The sequence below is a fragment of the Streptomyces sp. CG4 genome (assembly GCF_041080655.1).
Lineage (GTDB): Bacteria > Actinomycetota > Actinomycetes > Streptomycetales > Streptomycetaceae > Streptomyces.
Window position 1 is genome coordinate 3,413,452 of sequence record NZ_CP163525.1, and the last position, 20,841, is coordinate 3,434,292.

Below are 20,841 nucleotides of genomic sequence, written 5' to 3' on the forward strand. Positions count from 1 at the left end.
AGCGCGCGCCGGTACCAGGTCACCTACCAGGGCTGCGCCCGCAGTCGCAGATCGTGCGGGCGCAGCGTGATGCCCACCCGGGTCGTGTCGTTGGACCCGCTGACCTGCTCGAAGCGGTACTTCGCCGAGATCGCCGCGGTGATCAGGCTGAGCTGGGTCATCGAGAAGTGGTCGCTGGGGCACTTGCGGTTGCCGACGCTGAAGGGACTCATGGCGTACTTCGGTACGTCCTTGACCCGCTCCGGCAGCCAGCGGTCGGGGTCGAAGTCGAGGTGGCGGTCGTACGAGTGGGCGTCGCGCTGGATCGCGTACGGGCTGTAGACGATGTCCGCCCCGGCCGGAATGCGATACCCGCCGAGTTCGGTGTCGGTCACCGCGCGCCGGGTCAAAATCCATACGGCGGGCCGGAGCCGCATGGCCTCGACGACGACATTGTTGGTGTGCCGGAGTGCGCGGACGTGCTCGAATCCGACCGGCCGGCCACCCGTCACCGATTCGACCTCGGTCCGTACCTTCTCCGCGTGTTCCGGGTGTTCCGCGAGCACCTGCAGCAGCCACATGATCGTGGACGCGACTGTTTCGCTGCCGGGGGTGAGTATCGCGACGACCTGGTCGTGGATCTCCTGTTCCCCGATGGGGTCGCCATTGTCGTCCTTTGCCTCCAGCAATGCCGTCAGCAAATCGTCCGGCTTTTGACCAGATGCCCTCCGCTCGGCGACGATCTCGTCGACCAGTAGATGCAAATCGGCCAGCGCCCGGTTGAATTCGCGGTTCGCCGGGAACGGCAGCCGGTACAGCGGCCCGAGCGGGATGACCATGCGCTGGTACATACCGCGGAAGACGGCGGCGAGGTCGATGCTGAGCCGCTCGGCGCGCTCGTCCATGTAGTCGCCGCGCAGCAGGCAGCGGGCGGCGATGCGGACGGCGACCCGGAAGGACTCGGAGGTGCACTCGATGGTCTCGCCGGGCCGCCAGCGCTCGGTCAGCGCATGCGCCTCCTCCTCCATGATCGGCCCGTAGCCAGGGATGGCGTCCAGCCGGAACGCGGGCTGGATGGTGCGGCGCTGGCGGCGGTGCCGGGGCCCGTTGGCGGTGGCCACGCCCTCCTTGCCGAGCAGCCCTTCCAGGGACTCCCACAGGGGTCCGTCGATCTTGAAGTCGGGGCTGAGCGCGAGCGCTCCGGTCAGCGCCGGGGTGGTCACGGCGTACACCGTCTTGGGGCCGAGCTTGAGGCGTACGACGTCGCCGTGCTCGCGGAGCCGGGACATGAAGGCGAGCGGGTCGCGGACCAGCTTCAGGCCGTGCCCGAGGCCCGGCACGGCCCCGCCGGCCAGCGGCGGTTCGCGCAGTTCGGCGGTCTCGGAGGTCAGGGGCTGCGCAGACTCGACGGTCATTTCTCTCCTGCCACTTCGTTCGTGACGTACGGGGGCGTGGACCGGTCGTCCCAGGTGTCGACCATGTAGCGGCCGGACTCGTGGTGGAACCAGTAGACGGAGCTGAACCAGTTGCGCATATTGCCGACGCAGGCGCGCACCGCCGCGCTCAATTCCTTTCCGTGGACCGTGCCGTCGGCGAGTTGGTCGGCGAACCGCAGGGCGACCTGCTCGGCTTCGAGGAATTCGCTGATGCATTCCTCGACGCGCCGCCTCAATTCGTCCACCGCTTCTTCGAGACTCAGTCCCTCATGGGTGATGAGACTGATTCCTAGATTGTGGACCTCGTCGCCCGCGATTTCTTTGGGCAGCGAGCACAGATCGTTGTACCAGGCGGCGAATTCCTGGCTGAGCAGCGCCGGCCGGCGGTAAGCCGGGTTTTTCCGTACGGCATCCGGGAGTTCGTGCCCCGCGCTCGGTTCGAGCAGGTCCGTCCATATCCAGTGCGCGAAGGTGTGCCGGCGCAGGGCCAGATATTCCTCGACACCGGGTATGTAGCCCGTGGTGCGGTTGCGGAACTCGCGGTCGTAGGCCTCGATCACCGTGTGGAAGTGCCGGGCGAACCGCTGGTTCCAGGTGCGCGGCAGGAAGCCGTACAGCCGCAGCACGCTGTCCGCGAACCCCGCGACCAGGCGGTCCGGGTGGTGCAGATGGTGCCGGGGTGCGTCGAGGGCCGCGTGCAGGCGGTGCCGCAGCCGCCGCCAGTCGCCGACCCGGCCGTGCACCCTGTCCCGGTCGTGGCGGTCGTCCCAGACGAAGAACCATGCGCTGTAGTCGGCGATGGCCTGCAGGACCTCCTCGGGGGCGCCGAGGTAGTAGCCCGCCATCAGGTCGGTGTAGCAAAGTCCATCGGCATATTCATGCACCTTGTCCGCCGGCATGAACCGTTTTTCCAGCAGCCAGCGTCGTGTCTTCTGCTGGAGCTGCGGCCAATACGGATGCAGTTGCCGGGGAAAGGCGGACTCGATCACCGGAAGTGCCAGTGAGGGTGGTACTACGACCGCCGTCGGCGTCGCGGTGGTGCTGTGTGGGAAAGCTTGCACGGACAAACCCCTCTCAGCCGCCTGAAGCGCACACCCCTCCGGTGTGCCGGGCGTGCGCCGTTGCGTTACCCCGCCCTTCCCATTCAGCACCACAACTGACCGCCATGGGAACGGATTTGCTTCACTCACTACCCCAAGGTGCCGAGAATCTCCCCTCACATGACCGATTAGGGAGCACAACAAGCACAGAGGAAACGGGTTGTACGAAGCACGGACGGACACACGCACGAGCGGGGCGCGGTCGTGCGAAGGGCGCCCGACCGGGAGTGATCTCCGTCGGGCGCCCAGGCGGGCCGCTGCCGGCTAGTCGTTCGCGACCACCGGATAACGTGGCTCGTTCTCGGCCATCTGACGCAGCGCGTCCTTGCGGTCCCGCTTGGACAGCCGGTCGATGTACAGGTAGCCGTAGAGGTGATCCGTCTCGTGCTGCAAACACCGTGCGAAGTAACCGGTGCCGCGGACCTTGATCGGGTTGCCCTGCTCGTCCTGGCCGGTGACCTCGGCGTAGTCGGGACGGGCGAGCGGTGCGTACGCCGTCGGCACGGACAGACAGCCCTCGTTGCTGTCGTCCAGCCGGCGCTTGTCGGCCGGCAGGTCGACCAGCTTCGGGTTGCACACCACGCCCACGTGCCGCACGCCCTCGTCGTCCATGCAGTCGTAGACGAAGACCTTCAGGTCGGCACCGATCTGGTTGGCGGCGAGGCCCACGCCCTCGGCGGTGCGCTGGCTGGCGAACATGTCGGCGACCAGCTGCCGCAGCTCCTCGCCGAACTCGGTGACGTCCTTGCACTCCTTGTGCAGCACCGGGTTGCCGACGACCGTGATCGGCCGCGAGGTCCCGCGCTCCCGCCAGGCCTTCTCGCGCTCCTCGCAGTCCTCCGTGTCGACGACATAGCCCTCGTCGTCGACGGGGAGCACGCCCGCGTGCTGCTGATCGGTGTCCTGCTGCGCCATGACCGACGTACGCCTTCCTGCAAACCTGGGAAAAGTCTCGGGTACAGCCTAAAGGCGGCTGGTCATCGGCGGCTCAGCAAACCTCTTCCAGATCCCGCCAGTCCCGCGAGTCCGGGCTGTCCGCGACCCACCCGTCCAGCAGCCCCCGCACCAGCGAAGCCGGCGCCGCGATGCCACACTCCCGCTCCGGCACCCACAGCTGCCCGTCCGTCCGATGGCCCAGCGGCCCCGGATGACCGGGCTCACTGTGGTCATGCGGGTCCAGGTGCACCCCTTCGCCCTCGTCCGAGGGCATCCGCGACTCCGAGCACATGCGGCACAGCAGTCGCACCGAGGAGGACCAGTCCTCCGCCGCGAACCCCGCGTCCGCGGCCAGCTGCTCCAGTGCGTCCCGGTCCGCCTCCGTGGCCGCCTCCAGCAGGACCACCCAGGTCGGCACGGGTGAGGGCGCCCACAGCTCGATCTCGTCGAAGACCGGGTAGGCATGGCCGGTGGACGTGGTGCGCTCGCCGTGCGGGACACCGTCGTGCAGCACGACCTCGCCCCAGCGCCGCCCGGACGAGGGAAGCGGGATGGACAGCACCTCGATCCGCGCCGGGTCCAGCCTGCGGCCCCAGACGACCTCGGCCTCACCCTCCGGGGAGAGCCGTACGGCCGCGCTGCCCAGCTCCATGCCGGCCGGTTCCGCGGCCACGGTGGCGCCGCCGGGCACCTTCAGCCCGTAGGCCTGCCAGGCGCGGCGGGCCAGCGGCCAGTCCTGCAGGGCGGTGGCGGCGATGCCGACGTTCCACCAGTCGGGCGCCCCGGTCTCCCGGTCGAGCAGCGCGACCGCGCGCAGCCCGGCCGCGCGGGCCTGCTCCCAGTCGTGCCGGAACTTGTGCAGCAGGGCGAGGTTGAACCAGGACTCCGACAGCCAGGGCTCCAGGTCGGCGGCCCGTGTCAGCAGCTCGCCCGCGTCCTCGTACCGGCCGTCGCCGATGAGCGTGAACGCGCGGTCGGTGGCCTGCCGCCAGGAGGCGGAGGGCCGGTGCCGTCCCTTGCCGAAGATCCTCACGATTCCCGCCTGCCAGTTCCGTTCCACACAGTGGGCTGGCTTGTGCCCCCGGACACCCTCTCCCTCGCATCCAACCACGTACGGCGGGAAAGGCGCTCATTACCCATGGGTTACCCAGCGGCGGGCGGGGTCAGACAGTGCCGTACCTCTCCCCTCGTCGTCCACCGGCGCGCTCCGGGGCAGGGCCCCCGGCCGGGCCAGCACCCGGGCGAGGGACTCCACCACCTCCGGAGCGTAGTCACCGGCGGTGCCGAGGCGCAGCTCCTCCAGTGCCCGCAGCGGTCCTTCGGGACCGGCGTCCCGGCTCTTCTCCTCGTAGGCGTTCACCGCCCGGATGATCCGTGCGGCGACCGGCTGTTCGCGGTACGCGTCCGCCTGCCGTTCCACCATCACGGCGACGGCGGCGGCCACCCCGGTCTGCCGGACGACGGCCCCGCCGAGCAGCGCGATGCGCCGCTGTTCCGCCGGGGGCAGTTCGGCGGTGGCGCCGGCCGGGACCGGGTCGAGCAGGCTGAGCTGGCCGATGTCGTGCATCAGGGCCGCGTACTCCAGAACGGTCAGGTCGCTCTCGGTCAGGCCGAGGTCCCGGCCGACGGCGATGCTGAGCGTGGCGACCCGGCGGGCGTGCCCGACGGGGGTGCAGCCGGCGATCTCGGTGGCGCGGGCGAGGGAGGCGATGGTCTGCCGGTAGGTGGCGCGGACGGCCGCGTACCGGCGCACGGACAACTGGGTGAGCAGCAGGGGCAGGCAGAACACGGGCAGCGCCCACAGCCCGACCACGGCGACCGCGAGCGCCATCACCGCGCCGGTCGCGCAGACGGCGGAGCCGATGCCGAGCAGCCCGCGCAGTTCCTCGCGCAGCAGCGGGCCGAAGGGCCAGCGGGTGCGGGAGCGGGCGAGGGCGGCGGCCAGGACGGCGTCGCACAGGGCGGTGAGGCCGAGCAGGGTGACCAGGAGGAGGGCATGGGCGGGACCGCCCCAGGAGGCGAACAGGCCCTTGTGGTAGAGGGGTTGGAAGCAGACGGCGGTGAAACCGACAGTGAGCACACGGCGCGCCAGGTGGTCGAGGGTGGGGGTGCGTCCGGACCAGATGTGCGGTACGGCGCCGAGCAGGGCGGCGGCGAGGACGACGGTGACGACCTGCGCCGGGCCGGCTTGTGTGGGCCGCCCGGCGTCCGCTCCGAGCAGGGCGTACGACAGCGATCCCGCGGTGCCGAGGGGCGCGGCCTGCCGCACCGGGGCGCCGCTCCACCGGGTCAGCTCGCCGACGGCTATGAGCAGCCCGAAGGCGAGCGCGACGCCCCGGTCGTCGAGGCCGGTCCACAGGGTGACGGCGAGGGACCCGGCCGCGGCGAGGGCGGCGGCGCCGTGGACGATCCGCAGGGCGGTCACCGGGGTGCCCCGGAGATCGGCTGTCCGCCGCGCGTCTCGTACGGCGTCTCGTCGGCGGTGACCGTGGGATGCCAGCCGTGGCGGCCCAGCGCCCGGGTGAGCGCGCCGACCATCCGGGGGTCGAACTGTGTGCCCGCGCAGCGCTCCAGCTCGGTGACGGCCGCCTGGACGGGCCGGGCCCTGCGGTAGGAGCGGGTGGAGGTCATGGCGTCGAAGGCGTCGGCGACGGCGACGACCCGGGCGCACTCGGGGATCTGGGTGCCGACGAGGCCGTACGGGTAGCCGCTGCCGTCGAGGCGTTCGTGGTGGTGCAGGATCGCGGCGCGGGCCTCGCCGAGGAAGGAGATCCCGCGGACCATCTCATGGCCGTACTCGGGGTGCAGTTCGATGATCCGGCGTTCCTCGGGGGTGAGCGGGCCGTCCTTGCGCAGCAGCCGGGTGGGGACGCCGAGCTTGCCGACGTCGTGCAGGATGCCGGCGAAGCGCAGCACCTCGACGCGGTCGTCGTCCATGCCGAGTTCGCGGGCGATCATCACGGAGGCCTGGCCGACGCGTTCGCTGTGGCCGCGGGTGTAGCCGTCCTTGATGTCGACGGCCTGTACGAGGGCGCGGATGGTGGCCTGGTGGGCGGCGCGTTCGCGGTGGTACTGGGCGAAGACCCACCAGGAGACGCACATCGGCAGCAGCACGAGCAGGGCGGCGACCGGGCCGTACGGGCTGCGCCACAGCACGGCCATCATCAGCCCGGCGAGTCCGTGCACCGCGACCGGCGCGAGCGAGCGGGACAGCAGCCCGCGCCAGGCCCGGCCGAGCGGGACGCCCAGGGCGACCGCGCGGATACCGCCGTCGAGGACGGTGAGGATCAGGCAGAAGGCGAGCACGGCCGCACCGGCGGGCAGCAGCGCGTACGGGAAGTCACCGGCGACCACGGCGTCCCGGCCGCCGAGTGCCCAGTGCACCTCGGCGGCACCCCAGACGGCGAGCGCGGGCCGCGCGGCCCGCCAGACGCGCCGGGGCAGTGCGGGCCCGTGCTCGACCGGGGAGAGCAGCGCCGCGGGCAGCGGGACGAGCGCGGCGGCCGGCGGGGGCAGCAGGAACGCCCCGGCGAGCAGGACGGGGTAGAAGGTGCCGCCGAAGCGCCGGCGTACGACGTGCTCGCAGCCGGCGTAGAGCGCGGAGAGCAGGCCGAGCGCCCACCAGGGGGTGCGGATCGTCGGCAGCGGCAGCAGACAGAACAGCGCCAGCAGGGCGACCGCGGCCACATAGCCGCGTGCCCGCGCCGAAACCGCCTCCATCGCCCGCCCTCCCCGACCATGCCTGTCCAGGCTCGGAGCCTAGGGCGGGAATCGGGGGCGCAGGGCTTATGACCTGAGGATTAGCACGTTCGGGTGACGGGAACGGTGACCCGGTGCTCAGCCGTCCTGCGGAGTGACGGTGACGTCGTGCTCCGGCACGGCCTGGCCGGAGCGGATCAGGTCGATCCGCCCCATGACCTTGGCCCGCAGGTCCGCGGGCACGTCGTCATGCCCGCAGCACCGCTTGACCAGCTTCTTCACGGCCTGCTCCAGGCCGTACTTCTCCAGGCACGGAGAGCATTCCTCGAAGTGGTGCTGGAACTTGTCCCGGTCGACGTCCGGCATCTCGCTGTCGAGGAACTCGTACAGGTGGTCGAGGACCTCACTGCAGTCCGTCTCGTGCGGATCTCCGCAGCTCATGAGCCCGAGCCTTTCGCTTCGTCCGACTCTCCGGCGCCCGCCGGGACCAGCCCGCGGTCACGGGCGTAGTCCTCCAGCATGCCGCGCAGCTGACGGCGGCCCCGGTGCAGCCGGGACATCACCGTACCGATGGGTGTCCCCATGATGTCCGCGATCTCCTTGTACGCAAAGCCCTCCACGTCCGCGAGATAGACGGCGATGCGGAACTCCTCGGGGATCGCCTGCAGCGCTTCCTTCACGTCCGAGTCGGGCAGGTGGTCGAGCGCCTGCGACTCGGCGGAGCGCAGACCGGTCGACATGTGCGACTCGGCGCGGGCGAGCTGCCAGTCCTCGATCTCCTCCGCGGCGGAGCGCTGCGGCTCGCGCTGCTTCTTGCGGTAGGAGTTGATGAACGTGTTGGTGAGGATCCGGTACAGCCAGGCCTTGAGGTTGGTGCCCTCGCGGAACTGGTGGAAGGACGCGTACGCCTTGGCGTAGGTCTCCTGCACCAGGTCCTCGGCGTCGGCCGGGTTGCGCGTCATGCGCAGCGCGGCCGAATACATCTGGTCGAGGAATTCGAGCGCGTCCCGCTCGAAGCGCGCACTGCGCTCCGTCGTGGACTCGGAGATCGCCTCCGCGCTCACGCCCCGGCCCTCGGGCTGCTCCGCCTGGCCGTTGTCGGTCCCTGCGTCGGTACCGGTGACCGGACCCACCTCCTCAAGATCCCGGGCAGGACCGAGACCGGTCCCACTCGATTCGGAGGATAGAACACGACCGGTGCCTGCCGCCGCTCGAATAGGCGCGGTCTTGGCCGCGTGCAGCACCGTCCAGTCCAGGTCGGAGCGGTTGCTGCGGGAATCGGGAGAGGCCTCGCGCAGCGCGTCGCCGGAAGGGCGGTGGTGGGCGACGAGCGGGCAGATGGTCGAACCCATGCGGCGGACTTCCTCTCCTACGACGTCGGTGCCGAGGCCTCAGCACTTCTGTCCGCCACAACAGCGGTCCGGCACCGCGCATTCCCGGGCGTCACCCGAGTGACCCGAGCCACTGTGCGACACCGTCGGTGATCAGCTCCAGGGCCCGCTCCTGGGTGATCTCCGCGCGTTTCGGCACGGCGAACCCGTGATCGCCGTACGGCACGTCGATCAGCTCGAAATCGCCCTCCGGGAACTCCGCCGGCTTCCCGAAGGGGTCGTTGCCGCCCTGCACGACGAGCGTGGGCACCCCGGCCCCGAGCAGTTCCCCGGCGCGGGACTTCTCCGGCTTGCCCGGCGGGTGCAGCGGGAAGCTCAGCGCGAGCACGGCGTGCGCGCCGAGCTCGGCCGCGGTGCGGCAGGCGACCCGGGCCCCGGCGCTGCGCCCGCCGGAGATCACCGGCAGCTCCATCCCGGCCAGCGCGGGCCAGATCCCGCGCCACCCGGCGTCCAGGGTCTTCGGCGCGGGCGCGACCTTCCTGCCCGCGACCCGCCAGGGCTGCTCCACAAGGGCCACGGTGACGCCGTGCGCGGGCAGCGCGTGGGCGAGGGCCTGGAGGTCCCGTGCCTCGACGCCCCCGCCGGCCCCGTGGCTCACGGCGAGGACGAGCTCGGGCTTCTTCGCCTTGTGCCAGGTGATGCGTGCGGTCCCGGCATCGGTCTCGACAATCTCGATCACGCTAGAAGAGTGTGCCCTCTTCCGGCGCCGCCAGCTCCTTCAGCAGCTCCGGTCCGTTGTTGCGGACGTTGCTGACGGCCGTGGAGACCGGGTAGGCGCGCTTCAGGCCGGGCGGGGGCGGGGCCAGCAGTTCGCGCAGGTCGTCGGGGTCGGTGCGGCCCGGGTCGAGCCAGGCGTCCCAGCGGTCCGGGGTGAGCATCAGCGGCATCCGGGGGTGGATGTCGGCCAGGGTGTGCGGGCCGTCGGCGGGGGCCACGGCCAGCGGCGTCTTCTCGGCCTCCGTGGTGATCACCGAGCAGGTGACCCACCAGGCCTGCGGGTGGTCGTCCGGCAGGGTCCGGTCGCGCCAGAACTCGTAGAGCCCGGCCATCGCGAACACCGAGCCGTCGGCCGGCAGCACGAAGTACGGCTGCTTGCGCGGCCGCTTCTTCCTGCCCTCGACCTCCAGATCGCGCTCGTCCTTGCCGGTGACCCACTCGTAGTAGCCGTCGGCGGGGACGATGCAGCGCCGGGCGGCGAAGGCGCGCCGGTACGACGGCTTCTCGTGCACGGTCTCGGCGCGCGCGTTGATCATCCGGGCTCCGCCCTCGGGCGTCTTGGCCCAGGACGGCACCAGTCCCCACTTCAGCTTGCGCAGCTGGCGAACCGGACGCGGGGAGTCCGCGTCTTTCACGGGACGGTCGAGGACGGCGTAGACCTCCTTGGTCGGCGCCACGTTGTAGTCCGGCTCCAGGGTCTCTTCCGGCTCCCACTTCTCGATCTCAAAGACTCCTGCGAGATCCTCGGGCCTACGACTCGATGCATACCGTCCGCACATACATGTCACACTGCCAGACTCCGTACCGCCACAGGGAGCCACTCGGACATATGGACAGCCTCGCCGCCACCTCGCTGACCGGCCTCTGGGACCGGCTCACCGGCACCCAGCCCGACCCCGCCCTGTGGGTGGTGCTCGCCACGCTGGCCGCCGCCCTCGCCGTCGTCGTGCCGCACACCCTGTGGCGGATATCGCGCAACGCGATCACCATCGCGCACGAGGGCGGCCACGGGCTGGTCGCGCTGCTCACCGGCCGGCAGCTCACCGGCATCCGGCTGCACTCCGACACCAGCGGCCTCACCGTCAGCCGGGGCAAGCCGTACGGACTGGGCATGATCCTGACGGCCGCCGCCGGATACACGGCGCCCTCGCTGCTGGGCCTCGGCGGCGCCGCGCTGCTGGCCGCCGGCCGGATCACCCTCCTGCTGTGGGCGGCGACGGCGCTGCTCGTGGTGATGCTGGTGATGATCCGCAACGCGTACGGCGTGCTGACCGTGGTGCTGGCCGGGGGCGCCTTCCTGCTGGTGTCCTGGCTGGCGGGACCCCAGGTGCAGGCGGCGTTCGCGTACGCGGTGGTGTGGTTCCTGCTGTTCGGCGGGGTACGGCCGCCGTTCGAGCTGCAGCTGAAGCGGTCCCGGGGTGGAGCGGGCGACTCGGACGCGGACCAGCTGTCGCGGCTCACGCACGTACCGGCGGCGCTGTGGCTGTTCCTGTTCCACGCGGTGACCCTGTGCTCGCTGATCGGCGGGGGCCGCTGGCTGCTGCAGGTGTGACGGGTTCCGGCGCTTTTGGCCGAGATCCACGGTCGCCCCCAGCCACTAAAGTGGGGCGCATGACCGTTAACCCCGCACACTCCGCCCTCTGGCCCGCCCCGCACGCGAGCGGGGCCGTCGACGCGACGGTCCACGTGCCCGGGTCCAAGTCGGTCACCAACCGCGCACTGGTGCTGGCCGCCCTCGCCTCCGAGCCCGGCTGGCTGCGCCGCCCGCTGCGCTCCCGCGACACCCTGCTGATGGCCGGTGCCCTCAGGGCCATGGGCGTGCAGATCGAGGAGACCGTGTCATCCAGCTCCTCCGTCGCGGGCGGCCCCGACGGCACCGGCGAGGCCTGGCGGGTACTGCCGACGGGGCTGCACGGCCCGGCCACGGTCGACGTCGGCAACGCCGGCACGGTGATGCGCTTCCTGCCGCCGGTGGCCGCGCTGGCCGACGGCCCCATCCGGTTCGACGGCGACCCTCGGTCCTACGAACGGCCCCTGCACGGCGTGATCGACGCGCTGCGGCAGCTCGGCGCCCGGATCGACGACGACGGCCGGGGCGCGCTGCCGCTGACCGTGCACGGCGGCGGGGCCCTGGACGGCGGCCCGGTGTCGATCGACGCGTCCTCGTCCTCCCAGTTCGTGTCGGCCCTGCTGCTGTCCGGCCCGCGCTACAACCAGGGCGTCGAGGTCCGCCACACCGGCGCGAGCCTGCCCTCCCTGCCGCACATCCGGATGACCGTCGACATGCTGCGCGCGGTCGGCGCCCAGGTCGACACCCCGGAGTCGGGCGGCGAGCCGAACGTGTGGCGGGTGACGCCGGGCGCGCTGCTCGGCCGGGACCTGACGATCGAGCCGGACCTGTCCAACGCCCAGCCGTTCCTGGCGGCGGCCCTGGTCACCGGCGGCAAGGTGCTGATCCCGGACTGGCCGGAGCGCACCACCCAGCCGGGTGACCGGCTGCGGGAGATCTTCACCGAGATGGGCGGCTCCTGCGAACTCACCGAGTTCGGGCTGGTGTTCACCGGTTCCGGCGCGGTCCACGGCATCGACGTGGACCTGAGCGACGTCGGCGAGCTGACCCCCGGCATCGCGGCCGTCGCGGCCCTCGCCGACTCCCCCTCCACCCTGCGGGGCGTGGCGCATCTGCGGCTGCACGAGACGGACCGGCTGGCCGCGCTCACCAAGGAGATCAACGAGCTCGGCGGTGACGTCACCGAGACCGCCGACGGCCTGCACATCCGCCCGCGCCCGCTGCACGGCGGCGTCTTCCACACCTACGAGGACCACCGCATGGCGACCGCCGGCGCGATCATCGGCCTGGCGGTCGAGGGCGTACGGATCGAGAACGTGGCGACGACGGCGAAGACCCTGCCGGACTTCCCCGAGCTGTGGACCGGGATGCTCGGGCAGTAGGGACACGTCATGCGCCGCTACGGCAAGCACACCGACGAGGACGACATCCGCACCCGTCCCAACCGCAAGGGCAACCGGCCGCGTACGAACATCCGGCCCAAGCACGAGGACGCGGCCGGGGGCATGGTCCTCACCGTCGACCGGGGCCGGCTGACCTGCCTGGTCGAGGACCGGACCGTGCTGGCGATGAAGGCCCGCGAGCTGGGCCGCAAGGCGGCGGTGGTCGGGGACCGGGTGGCGCTGGTCGGCGATCTGTCCGGCAAGAAGGACACGCTGGCGCGGATCGTCCGGATCGAGGAGCGCGCCTCGGTGCTGCGCCGCACGGCCGACGACGACGATCCGTACGAGCGGGTGGTGGTGGCGAACGCGGACCAGCTGGCGATCGTCACCGCCCTGGCCGACCCGGAACCCCGCCCCCGGCTGATCGACCGCTGTCTGGTCGCCGCCTACGACGGTGGCCTGGAGCCGCTGCTGGTGTTGACCAAGTCGGACCTGGCCCCGCCGGACAAGCTGCTGGAGCTGTACGGCGACCTGGACATCCCGTACGTCGTCACCAGCCGCGACGAGTTGGAGAACGGGGACGCGGCGGACCGGGTGCGCCGGCATCTGGACGGCCGGATCACCGCGTTCGTGGGCCACTCGGGCGTCGGCAAGACGACGCTGGTCAACGCGCTGGTCCCGGAGGACCGGCGGCGTTCGACGGGTCGCGTCAACGCGGTGACGGGCCGTGGCCGTCACACCACGACCTCGGCCCTCGCGCTGCCGCTCACGATCATGGACGGCTGGGTCATCGACACCCCGGGCGTCCGCTCCTTCGGCCTCGCCCACATCGATCCGTCCCGGGTCATCCACGCGTTTCCGGATCTGGAGCCGGGCACGGAGGGCTGCCCGCGCGCATGCAGCCACGACGAGCCGGACTGCGCACTGGACGCGTGGGTCGAGGAGGGGCACGCGGATCCGGCGCGGCTGTACTCGCTGCGCCGGCTGCTGGCCACGCGGGAGCGCACGGAGGGCGACTGAGGGCCTCCGCGTTGTTTGCCGGGGGTCCGGTCCGGTAAGTGCATAATCGCACCGAGCCGGAGATCCGGATCAACGGGAGGACACCACATGGCGTGGCTGCTGGTCATCGTGGCCGGGATTCTGGAGACCGGTTTCGCCGTGTGCCTGAAGCTCTCGCACGGGTTCACCCGGCTCTGGCCGACGGTCGCCTTCGCGTCGTTCGCCCTCGGCAGCTTCGGCCTCCTGACCCTCTCCCTGAAGAAACTCGACGTCGGCCCCGCCTACGCGGTCTGGACCGGCATCGGCGCGGCCGGCACCGCGATCTACGGCATGGTCTTCCTCGGCGACCTGGTCTCCACCCTCAAAATCGTCTCCATCAGCCTGGTCATCATCGGGGTGATCGGCCTCCAGCTCTCGGGCTCGGCCCACTAGGGCCCACTGGGAAGGAACTGCCGCAGCGGGAGGGAACTGCTACAGCACCTCCCGCACCCTCGCGAAGTGGCAGGCCGCACCGTCCCCCGCGAACTCCGGCACCTCATGCGCACACCGCTTGCGCTCGTCGTCCGTCAGCGAAGCGACCAGCGGGCACCGCGCCCGGAACCGGCACCCGTCGTAGCGCAGCGTAGGGCTGGGCGGATCCCCGGGCAGCAGAATCCGCCCGCGCCGCCGCTCCCGCTCCCGTGCCGGATCCGGCACGGGCACGGCGGACAGCAGCGCCTGGGTGTAGGGGTGCCGGGGCCGCGCGAAGACCTCGTCGACGGGCCCGGCCTCGACGGTACGGCCGAGATAGACCACGCTCACCCGGTCGGCGATGTTCCGCACGACGGCGAGGTCGTGGGAGACGAACAAGTACGCGAGCCCCAACTCCCGCTTCAGCCGCCGCAGCAGATCCAGCACCTCGGCCTGGACGGAGACGTCGAGCGCGGAGACCGGTTCGTCCAGGACGAGCAGCTCGGGCCCGACGGACAGCGCACGGGCGATACCCACACGCTGGCGCTGCCCGCCGGAGAACTCGTGCGGGAAGCGGTCCGCGTGGCCCGGGTCGAGACCGACCTGGGCGAGGAGTTCGGGCACCCGGCGCGCCACGGAGGCCTTGTCGGCACCCTGGGTGCGCAACGGCTCGGCGATGATGTCGCCGACGGGCATCCGGGGATCGAGAGAGGCCATCGGATCCTGGAAGACGATCTGGATCCGGCGGCGCAGGGCCCGCACCCGGTCCTTGGTGAGCGTGCCGAGCCGCTCCCCGAACAGCTCGGCCGTTCCCCCTTCCGGCGCGGCCAGTTCGAGCAGTTCGAAGAGGGTGGTCGACTTGCCGGACCCGGACTCGCCGACCAGCGCGAGGGTCTCGCCGCGCCGGATGTCGAGGTCGACCCCGTCGACGGCGTACACGGTGCCGGTGCGGCGCCTGATGAGGCCGCCCGCGTGGACGGGGAAGGTGCGGGTGAGGCCGCGCACCTTCAACACCGGTTCGCCGGAAGGGCGTTCGGGCCGGCGCGGGGTGTCGATGCGGGGGACGGCCGCGAGCAGCTGCCGGGTGTAGGGCGCGCTCGGGCGGTGGAAGACCTCGGTCGCCGGCCCCTGCTCGACGATCCGGCCGTCCCGCATGACGGCGACCCGGTCGGCGAGGCCGGCGATGACGCCGAGGTCATGGCTGACCAGCAGGACGGCGGCGCCGGTCTCCCGTTGGGCGGTGCGCAGCACGTCGAGGATCTGGGCCTGGATGGTGACGTCCAGGGCCGTGGTGGGCTCGTCGGCGAGGATCACGTCGGGTCCGGCCGCCATCGCCATGGCGATCATGGCGCGCTGGCGCATCCCGCCGGAGAACTCGTGCGGGAACGCCCGGGCGCGCAGCGCGGGTTCGGGGATGCCGACGAGGTCGAGCAGGTCCACGGCGCGGGCGCGGGCCTGTTCGCGGGAGACGTCCCGGTGGGCGCGGACGGCCTCGGCGATCTGGTCGCCGATACGGTGGACGGGGGTGAACGCCGAGAGCGGGTCCTGGAAGACCATCGCGATGCGGCCGCCCCGGATCCGGGTCAGCTCCCGCTCGCTCGCGCCGAGGAGTTCGGTGCCGTCGAACCGTATCGAGCCGCGCGTGGTGGCGTTGCCGGGCAGCAGTCCGAGGACGGCGAGGGCGGTGGCGGACTTGCCGGAGCCGGACTCCCCGACCAGCCCGAGGACCTCGCCCCGCTCCAGGGTCAGCCGCACGTCCCGTACGGCCGCCGTACCGTCGAAGTCGACGTCCAGGCCGGTCACTTCGAGCAGCGGGCTCATCGGGGCGCCCCCTTCGAGGTCGGGTCCAGGGCGTCCCGCAGTCCGTCGCCGACCAGGTTGACGGCGAGTACGAACACGACGAGCAGTCCGGCGGCGAAGAAGAACATCCACGGGTAGGTGAGGGCCGCGCCGGTGCCGGAGGCGATCAGGGTGCCCAGGGAGACATCGGGCGGCTGTACGCCGAAGCCGAAGTAGGACAGCGCGGTCTCGCTCATCACCGCGCCGCCGACCTGGATCGTCGCGTCGATGATCAGGAAGGAGGCGACGTTCGGCAGCACATGCCGCCAGATGATCCGCAGCGGTCCGACGCCCGTGTAGCGGGCGGCGCGCACGAATTCCCGCTCCTTCAGGGACAGCGTCATGGAGCGTACGACGCGCGCGGTGATCATCCAGGCGAAGACGGCGAGCAGCCCGACGAACGCGATCCAGCCGGCGGAGCGCAGCCGGGGCGAGACGATCGCGATGACCAGGAAGGACGGGAAGACCAGCAGCAGGTCGACGCAGAACATCAGCAGCCGGTCGGTCCAGCCGCCGAAGTAGCCGGCGCAGGCGCCCACGAGCGAGGCGAGCCCGGTGGCCAGCACGGCCACCAGCAACCCGATGACCAGCGACTTCTGCAGTCCGCGCACGGTCTGTGCGAAGACGTCCTGCCCGATGCGGTTGGTGCCCCACCAGTGCTGGGCGCTGGGCCCGGAGCGCAGTGCGCCGTAGTCGATGTGGTCGTAGGACCAAGGGGTCAGCCAGGGTCCGGCGAAGGCGAGCAGGAAGAGCAGGACCAGGACGACGGCGCCGGCGAGCGCGGATCTGTGGCGCAGGAACCGGCGCAGGACGAGGGCGGAGCGGCCGCTCGGTGCTTTCGTGAGGGTCGCGGTCGTCATGCCGCCCGCCGGATGCGCGGGTCGAGGGCGGCGTGCAGCAGGTCGGCGACGAAGCCGGAGAGCAGCACGGTGACGGCGGCGAAGATGTTCACGGCGACGACCGAGTTCACGTCGTTCTTTCCGATGGAGTTCACGAACCACTCGCCCATGCCGTGCCAGCCGAAGATCGTCTCGGTGAAGGTGGCGCCGGTGAACAGAGCGAGGAAGCCGTAGGAGAAGTAGGTCGACATGGGGATGAGGGCGGTGCGCAGCCCGTGCCGGAGCAGCACGGCCCGGCGGCCGAGCCCCTTGGCGCGGGCGGTGCGCAGATAGTCGGAGCCGAGGACGTCGAGCATGGTGCTGCGCTGGTAGCGGCTGTAGCTCGCGACGGCGAACAGGGCGACGGAGACGGTGGGCAGCAGCAGGTGCACGGAGCGGTCCTTCAGGACCGTCCAGAATCCGCCGTGCAGCCCCGCGCTCTTCTCACCGGTGAACTGGATGAGATCGGTGCCCGTGGTCTGGTCGAACCAGACCGCGCCGGTCTTCAGCAGGATCGCCAGCAGGAACACCGGCGTGGACAGCAGCGCGAAGGAGACGACGGTGACCGCGCGGTCGCTGAACCGGTACTGCCGTACGGCCGTCCAGGCGCCGGCCAGGACGCCGGCCACCGTGCCGAGGGCGGTACCCGCGAGCAGCAGCCGCAGGCTGACCCCGATCCGCCGGCCGAACTCGGCATTGACGGAGGTTCCGTCGATGGTCTCGCCGAGGTCGCCGTGGCGGACGGCCCGGTCGGCCCAGTGCAGGAAGCGTGCGCGCAGCGGCTGGTGGTCGTTGACGCCGAGCGCGGTGAGGTGGTGGTCCACGGCGCTCGGGGACAGCGGCGGCTGCCGGCCCGCGTAGTAGGCGCGCGGATCGAGCGCGAGCGAGGCCAGCAGGTACGACAGGCAGACGGCGGCCAGCAGCAGGACGGCGTGGTAGCCGAGACGTTTGGCCAGGTAGAGAGGCACGCCTCAAATGGTCCAGTCCTCTTGTTGCAGCGACATGAAGAGAACATGTCAGTAATCGCGGAGCCCTCCCCCGCCCGACCTGCGGCGTTCTACGTTCGGCGCATCCCACCGTCGACCTCGCGAAGGACACCGACATGCGTCCCACCCCCGCCGCCGCATGGATCGCCGCCACCGCGGCCACCGCGCTTCTGGTGGCCGGCTGCGGCTCCTCGGACCAGGACGGCGCGCCCAGGAAGGCGGCACCCAGGGCCGACGGCCAGGACATCAACGCACACCCGGTCGCCGACCTGAGACAGGGCGGCACGCTGAAGGTGGCGATCGACCAGTGGATCACCCAGTACAACATCAACAACGTCGACGGCCAGCAGGGTGACGCCCAGGAGATCGCCAAGACCGTCCTGCCCGACCTGTTCGACTCCGACGCCCAGGGCGCGCACCACATCAACCCGGACTTCCTGCTCTCCGCGAAGGTGACCTCCACCAGCCCCCAGGTCGTCGAGTACGAACTCAACCCGAAGGCCAGGTGGTCCGACGGCACACCGCTGAGCTGGCGCGACTTCCACGCCCAGTGGCAGGCGCTGAACGGCACGGACAAGGCCTACGAGGCCGCCGACACCAGCGGCTACGACCAGATCGCCGAGGTCGGGCAGGGCACCGGCGCACACGGGGTCAAGGTGACCTTCAGGACGCCGTACGCCGACTGGCAGCGGCTGTTCGACCCGCTGTACCCGGCGGCGTACTACGACACCCCCGGCAAGTTCGGCAAGGGCTGGGCCGAGAAGGTGCCGGTCTCCGGGAACGCCTTCAAGATCGGCCAGTACGACAGGACCGGGCAGACGGTCACACTCGTCCCGGACCCCAAGTGGTGGGGCCCGCGGCCCAGGCTGGACTCGATCGTCTACCGCGTCCTCGACGCGTCCGCCCGCCCCGACGCCTATCTCGACAAGGAGATCGACTACACCACCGCGCTGCTGCCCGAGGACTACCGGCGGCTGGTCAAGGCCCCGGACACGGACATCCGGCGGGGCGCCCGCTGGGACGAGGTGCACATCACGCTCAACGGCGGTCGCGGCCCGCTGAAGGACCTGCGGGTACGGCAGGCGATCCAGCACGCCCTCGACCGCAAGGGCATCGACGAGGCCTTCGCCAAGGACCTCTCCTTCGAACTGAAGCCGCTCGACAACCACTTCTTCATGCCCAACCAGAAGGGCTACCGGGACACCTCCGGCGGAAACGCCGACTTCGACCTCGCCCAGGCGAAGAAGCTCCTCGACGCGGCCGGCTGGAAGGACAACGGCGAGGGCGCGCCGCGCACCAAGGGCGGCAAGCAGCTCGCCCTCGACTACGTCCTCAGCGCCGGCGGCAACGCCGCCCAGACCGACCAGGCCGAGCTGGTGCAGCAGCAGCTCGCGCAGGCCGGGGTGCGGGTCGAGCTGAAGAAGGTGCCGGCGAACGACTACTTCAACCAGTTCGTGAACCGCGGCAACTTCGACCTGACCAGCTTCCGCAACGTCGACGCCGTCTACCAGTCCCTGCTCACCCCGGTCTTCGTCCGGCCCCGGGGCGGCAACCTCTTCCAGAACTTCGGGTCGGTCGGCTCCCCGAAGATCGACGCGCTGCTGAAGCAGGCGGGCGAGACCACCGATCCGTCGGCGGCGGCCGCCCTCTACAACCGGGCCGACGACGAGATCTGGCGCCTCGCCCACTCCGTCGAGCTCTACCAGCGCCCCCAGATCGTCGCCGTCCGCTCCGGCCTGGCCAACTTCGGCGCGGAGGGCCTGGCGGACATCGACTACACGAAGGTGGGCTGGCTGAAGAAGTAGGCAGGCGGCGGGGGCGCCGGACGGATCACACCGACTCGCGGGGGACGATCACCCGGACCATCTCCGCCATGCCGCCGCCCTCCGCCGGCGGTGCCGCGACGCAGGACAGGGCGAGGCGCACGACCAGTTCGCAGGGGCGGGTCAGCTCGGCGGTGTCGGCGGGGCCGGCGGTGGGTCCCGTCAGGACGGTGACCGCGCGGTCCCGCACGATCCGCACGAAGTCGCGGGGCGTCGGCAGCGGCCCGTCCGCGCGGCGCTGCGCCGGCACCGAGGAGGGGGACGGCACGGCGGCGAGCGGCGGGGCGGGGAGCCGTTCGCTCCAGCAGCCGGTGAGCATGGCCCGTACCAGCGCGTTCTCCCGGGCGGCGGAGCTCGTCCACTCGACCACGGCGGTGAGCCGGTCCCGCGGCTCGCCCGGACCGGCCAGCGCCCGCTCGACCCCGGCCAGATAACCGTCGGCCTCCCGCCGCACCAGGGCCCGGGCCAGCCCGTCCTTGCTGCCGAACTCGTTGTACAGGGTCTGCCGGGACACTCCGGCCGCCGCGGCCACGTCGACCATCCGTACCGCGACCCACGGCCGGCGCGCGAGAGCCGTATAGGCGGCGTCCAACAGGGACTCCCGGGCAGCAGGCATCATCGCCTCCCTGGGCTGAGCGACTCTGCGCCCAGATTTGACGCGCCGGCATGCACTGTCAAGGGTCCCGTACCCCGAGCGCACGTATCTGTACGCCGCCAGCAGCAGCGCACGACACCAGTCAGCGCGCCACCCCCGCCGCTAGTAGCTCACGCACCCACCCGACAGATACCGTGCCCTACATGCCGGACTACCTCGACGACCTGCGCCTCACCCACGTCCTCGCGGACGCCGCGGACGCCGCCACCATGGCCCGCTTCAAGGCCCTCGACCTGAAGGTCGAGACCAAGCCGGACATGACCCCGGTGAGCGACGCGGACAAGGCGGCGGAAGAACTCATCCGCGGCCAGCTCCAGCGCGCCCGCCCGAGGGACGCGATCCTCGGCGAGGAGTACGGAGTCGAGGGCACCGGCCCCCGCCGCTGGGTGATCGACCCCATCGACGGCACCAAGAACTACGTCCGCGGCGTCCCCGTCTGGGCGACGCTCATCTCCCTGATGGAGGCGGGCGAGGACGGCTTCCAGCCCGTCGTGGGCCTCGTCTCCGCCCCCGCCCTCGGCCGCCGCTGGTGGGCCGCGAAGGGGTACGGCGCCTTCACCGGCCGCAGCCTGACCTCCGCGACCCGCATCCACGTCTCCGGCGTCGGCAAGCTCGCGGACGCCTCCTTCGCGTACTCCTCCCTCTCCGGCTGGGAGGAGCAGGGCCGCCTCGACGGCTTCCTCGACCTCACCCGCCAGGTGTGGCGCACGCGCGCGTACGGCGACTTCTGGCCGTACATGATGGTCGCCGAGGGATCCGTGGACATCTGCGCGGAGCCGGAGCTGTCGCTCTGGGACATGGCGGCCAACGCGATCGTCGTCACGGAGGCGGGCGGCACCTTCACCGGCATCGACGGCCGCCCGGGCCCGCACAGCGGCAACGCGGCGGCGTCCAACGGCCTGCTGCACGACGAGCTGCTGGGGTATCTCACCCCGCGCCCGTGAAGCCGGGCGGCCGCACCGGGACCGGTGCGGCCAGGTGATGGGGATGCATGTCCCGAT

General features: G+C 71.4%; 20 protein-coding genes. 6 read left to right on the forward strand and 14 right to left on the reverse strand.

Annotated elements, in window-relative coordinates:
* Positions 1 to 23: 23 nt before the first annotated feature.
* From AB5L52_RS15370 to AB5L52_RS15415, 10 genes are all read right to left on the reverse strand, one after another.
* On the reverse strand, positions 24 to 1,394 hold the full coding sequence (locus AB5L52_RS15370; RefSeq protein WP_351023969.1) for a cytochrome P450: 1,371 nt from the start codon (positions 1,392 to 1,394) through the stop codon (positions 24 to 26).
* Complete coding sequence (gene cyc1, locus AB5L52_RS15375; RefSeq protein ID WP_351023972.1) at positions 1,391 to 2,476, reverse strand: epi-isozizaene synthase; 1,086 nt, start codon at positions 2,474 to 2,476, stop codon at positions 1,391 to 1,393. Before cyc1 ends, AB5L52_RS15370 begins: the two co-directional genes overlap by 4 nt.
* A gap of 303 nt (positions 2,477 to 2,779) precedes the next feature.
* Positions 2,780 to 3,430 (reverse strand): peptide deformylase, encoded by a 651-nt coding sequence (def, locus tag AB5L52_RS15380; RefSeq protein WP_351023974.1) that lies wholly within the window; start codon positions 3,428 to 3,430, stop codon positions 2,780 to 2,782.
* A gap of 73 nt (positions 3,431 to 3,503) precedes the next feature.
* Positions 3,504 to 4,484, reverse strand: coding sequence for a hypothetical protein (locus tag AB5L52_RS15385; protein WP_351023977.1), 981 nt, complete (start codon positions 4,482 to 4,484; stop codon positions 3,504 to 3,506).
* 99 nt (positions 4,485 to 4,583) lie between these two features.
* Positions 4,584 to 5,876, reverse strand: a complete 1,293-nt coding sequence (locus AB5L52_RS15390; protein WP_351574896.1) for an HD domain-containing protein — start codon at positions 5,874 to 5,876, stop codon at positions 4,584 to 4,586.
* A complete protein-coding gene (locus AB5L52_RS15395) occupies positions 5,873 to 7,171 on the reverse strand; it encodes an HD-GYP domain-containing protein (RefSeq protein WP_369364516.1) in 1,299 nt (432 codons plus the stop codon). Before AB5L52_RS15395 ends, AB5L52_RS15390 begins: the two co-directional genes overlap by 4 nt.
* 117 nt (positions 7,172 to 7,288) lie before the next feature.
* A complete protein-coding gene (gene rsrA / locus AB5L52_RS15400; protein ID WP_351023984.1) occupies positions 7,289 to 7,591 on the reverse strand; it encodes a mycothiol system anti-sigma-R factor in 303 nt (100 codons plus the stop codon).
* Positions 7,588 to 8,283, reverse strand: a complete 696-nt coding sequence (gene sigR, locus AB5L52_RS15405) for an RNA polymerase sigma factor SigR (RefSeq protein WP_351024212.1) — start codon at positions 8,281 to 8,283, stop codon at positions 7,588 to 7,590. Before sigR ends, rsrA begins: the two co-directional genes overlap by 4 nt.
* A gap of 310 nt (positions 8,284 to 8,593) precedes the next feature.
* Positions 8,594 to 9,220, reverse strand: a complete 627-nt coding sequence (locus AB5L52_RS15410; protein WP_351023987.1) for an alpha/beta family hydrolase — start codon at positions 9,218 to 9,220, stop codon at positions 8,594 to 8,596.
* 1 nt (position 9,221) lies between these two features.
* A complete protein-coding gene (locus AB5L52_RS15415) occupies positions 9,222 to 10,037 on the reverse strand; it encodes an SOS response-associated peptidase (RefSeq protein WP_369364517.1) in 816 nt (271 codons plus the stop codon).
* Between the two features lie 50 nt (positions 10,038 to 10,087).
* On the opposite strand from AB5L52_RS15415, the gene AB5L52_RS15420 reads away from it, so the two are divergent.
* The 4 genes from AB5L52_RS15420 to AB5L52_RS15435 all read left to right on the forward strand — a co-directional run bounded on the left by AB5L52_RS15420 (position 10,088) and on the right by AB5L52_RS15435 (position 13,641).
* Positions 10,088 to 10,810 (forward strand): M50 family metallopeptidase, encoded by a 723-nt coding sequence (locus AB5L52_RS15420; RefSeq protein WP_351574886.1) that lies wholly within the window; start codon positions 10,088 to 10,090, stop codon positions 10,808 to 10,810.
* A 59-nt stretch (positions 10,811 to 10,869) separates the two neighbouring features.
* Positions 10,870 to 12,210, forward strand: coding sequence for a 3-phosphoshikimate 1-carboxyvinyltransferase (aroA, locus tag AB5L52_RS15425; RefSeq protein WP_369364520.1), 1,341 nt, complete (start codon positions 10,870 to 10,872; stop codon positions 12,208 to 12,210).
* Positions 12,211 to 12,219: 9 nt separating this feature from the next.
* Complete coding sequence (gene rsgA, locus AB5L52_RS15430) at positions 12,220 to 13,230, forward strand: ribosome small subunit-dependent GTPase A (protein ID WP_351023997.1); 1,011 nt, start codon at positions 12,220 to 12,222, stop codon at positions 13,228 to 13,230.
* Between the two features lie 87 nt (positions 13,231 to 13,317).
* A complete protein-coding gene (locus AB5L52_RS15435) occupies positions 13,318 to 13,641 on the forward strand; it encodes a multidrug efflux SMR transporter (RefSeq protein WP_351023999.1) in 324 nt (107 codons plus the stop codon).
* A 39-nt stretch (positions 13,642 to 13,680) separates the two neighbouring features.
* Here AB5L52_RS15435 and AB5L52_RS15440 read toward each other — a convergent pair whose 3' ends face one another.
* Genes AB5L52_RS15440 through AB5L52_RS15450 form a run of 3 tightly spaced genes read right to left on the reverse strand, consistent with a single transcriptional unit; the run spans position 13,681 to position 17,344 of the window.
* Positions 13,681 to 15,480, reverse strand: a complete 1,800-nt coding sequence (locus AB5L52_RS15440; RefSeq protein ID WP_351024002.1) for an ABC transporter ATP-binding protein — start codon at positions 15,478 to 15,480, stop codon at positions 13,681 to 13,683.
* Entirely contained in the window at positions 15,477 to 16,358 is an 882-nt protein-coding gene (locus tag AB5L52_RS15445) for an ABC transporter permease (protein ID WP_369364522.1), read from the reverse strand. The genes AB5L52_RS15440 and AB5L52_RS15445 overlap by 4 nt, the downstream gene beginning before the upstream one ends.
* The gene (locus AB5L52_RS15450; RefSeq protein WP_369364524.1) at positions 16,355 to 17,344 is read right to left on the reverse strand and encodes an ABC transporter permease; all 990 of its coding nucleotides are present in this window, start codon (positions 17,342 to 17,344) and stop codon (positions 16,355 to 16,357) included. Before AB5L52_RS15450 ends, AB5L52_RS15445 begins: the two co-directional genes overlap by 4 nt.
* Before the next feature lie 134 nt (positions 17,345 to 17,478).
* Here AB5L52_RS15450 and AB5L52_RS15455 point away from each other — a divergent pair, with 134 nt between their 5' ends.
* On the forward strand, positions 17,479 to 19,167 hold the full coding sequence (locus AB5L52_RS15455) for an ABC transporter family substrate-binding protein (protein WP_351024010.1): 1,689 nt from the start codon (positions 17,479 to 17,481) through the stop codon (positions 19,165 to 19,167).
* 25 nt (positions 19,168 to 19,192) lie between these two features.
* On the opposite strand, the gene AB5L52_RS15460 is transcribed toward AB5L52_RS15455, so the two are convergent.
* Positions 19,193 to 19,804 (reverse strand): TetR/AcrR family transcriptional regulator, encoded by a 612-nt coding sequence (locus AB5L52_RS15460; RefSeq protein ID WP_351024013.1) that lies wholly within the window; start codon positions 19,802 to 19,804, stop codon positions 19,193 to 19,195.
* A 179-nt stretch (positions 19,805 to 19,983) separates the two neighbouring features.
* Between AB5L52_RS15460 and hisN the strand changes: the two genes are divergently transcribed.
* Positions 19,984 to 20,784 (forward strand): histidinol-phosphatase, encoded by an 801-nt coding sequence (gene hisN / locus AB5L52_RS15465; protein WP_351024016.1) that lies wholly within the window; start codon positions 19,984 to 19,986, stop codon positions 20,782 to 20,784.
* The last annotated feature ends 57 nt before the right edge of the window (positions 20,785 to 20,841 follow it).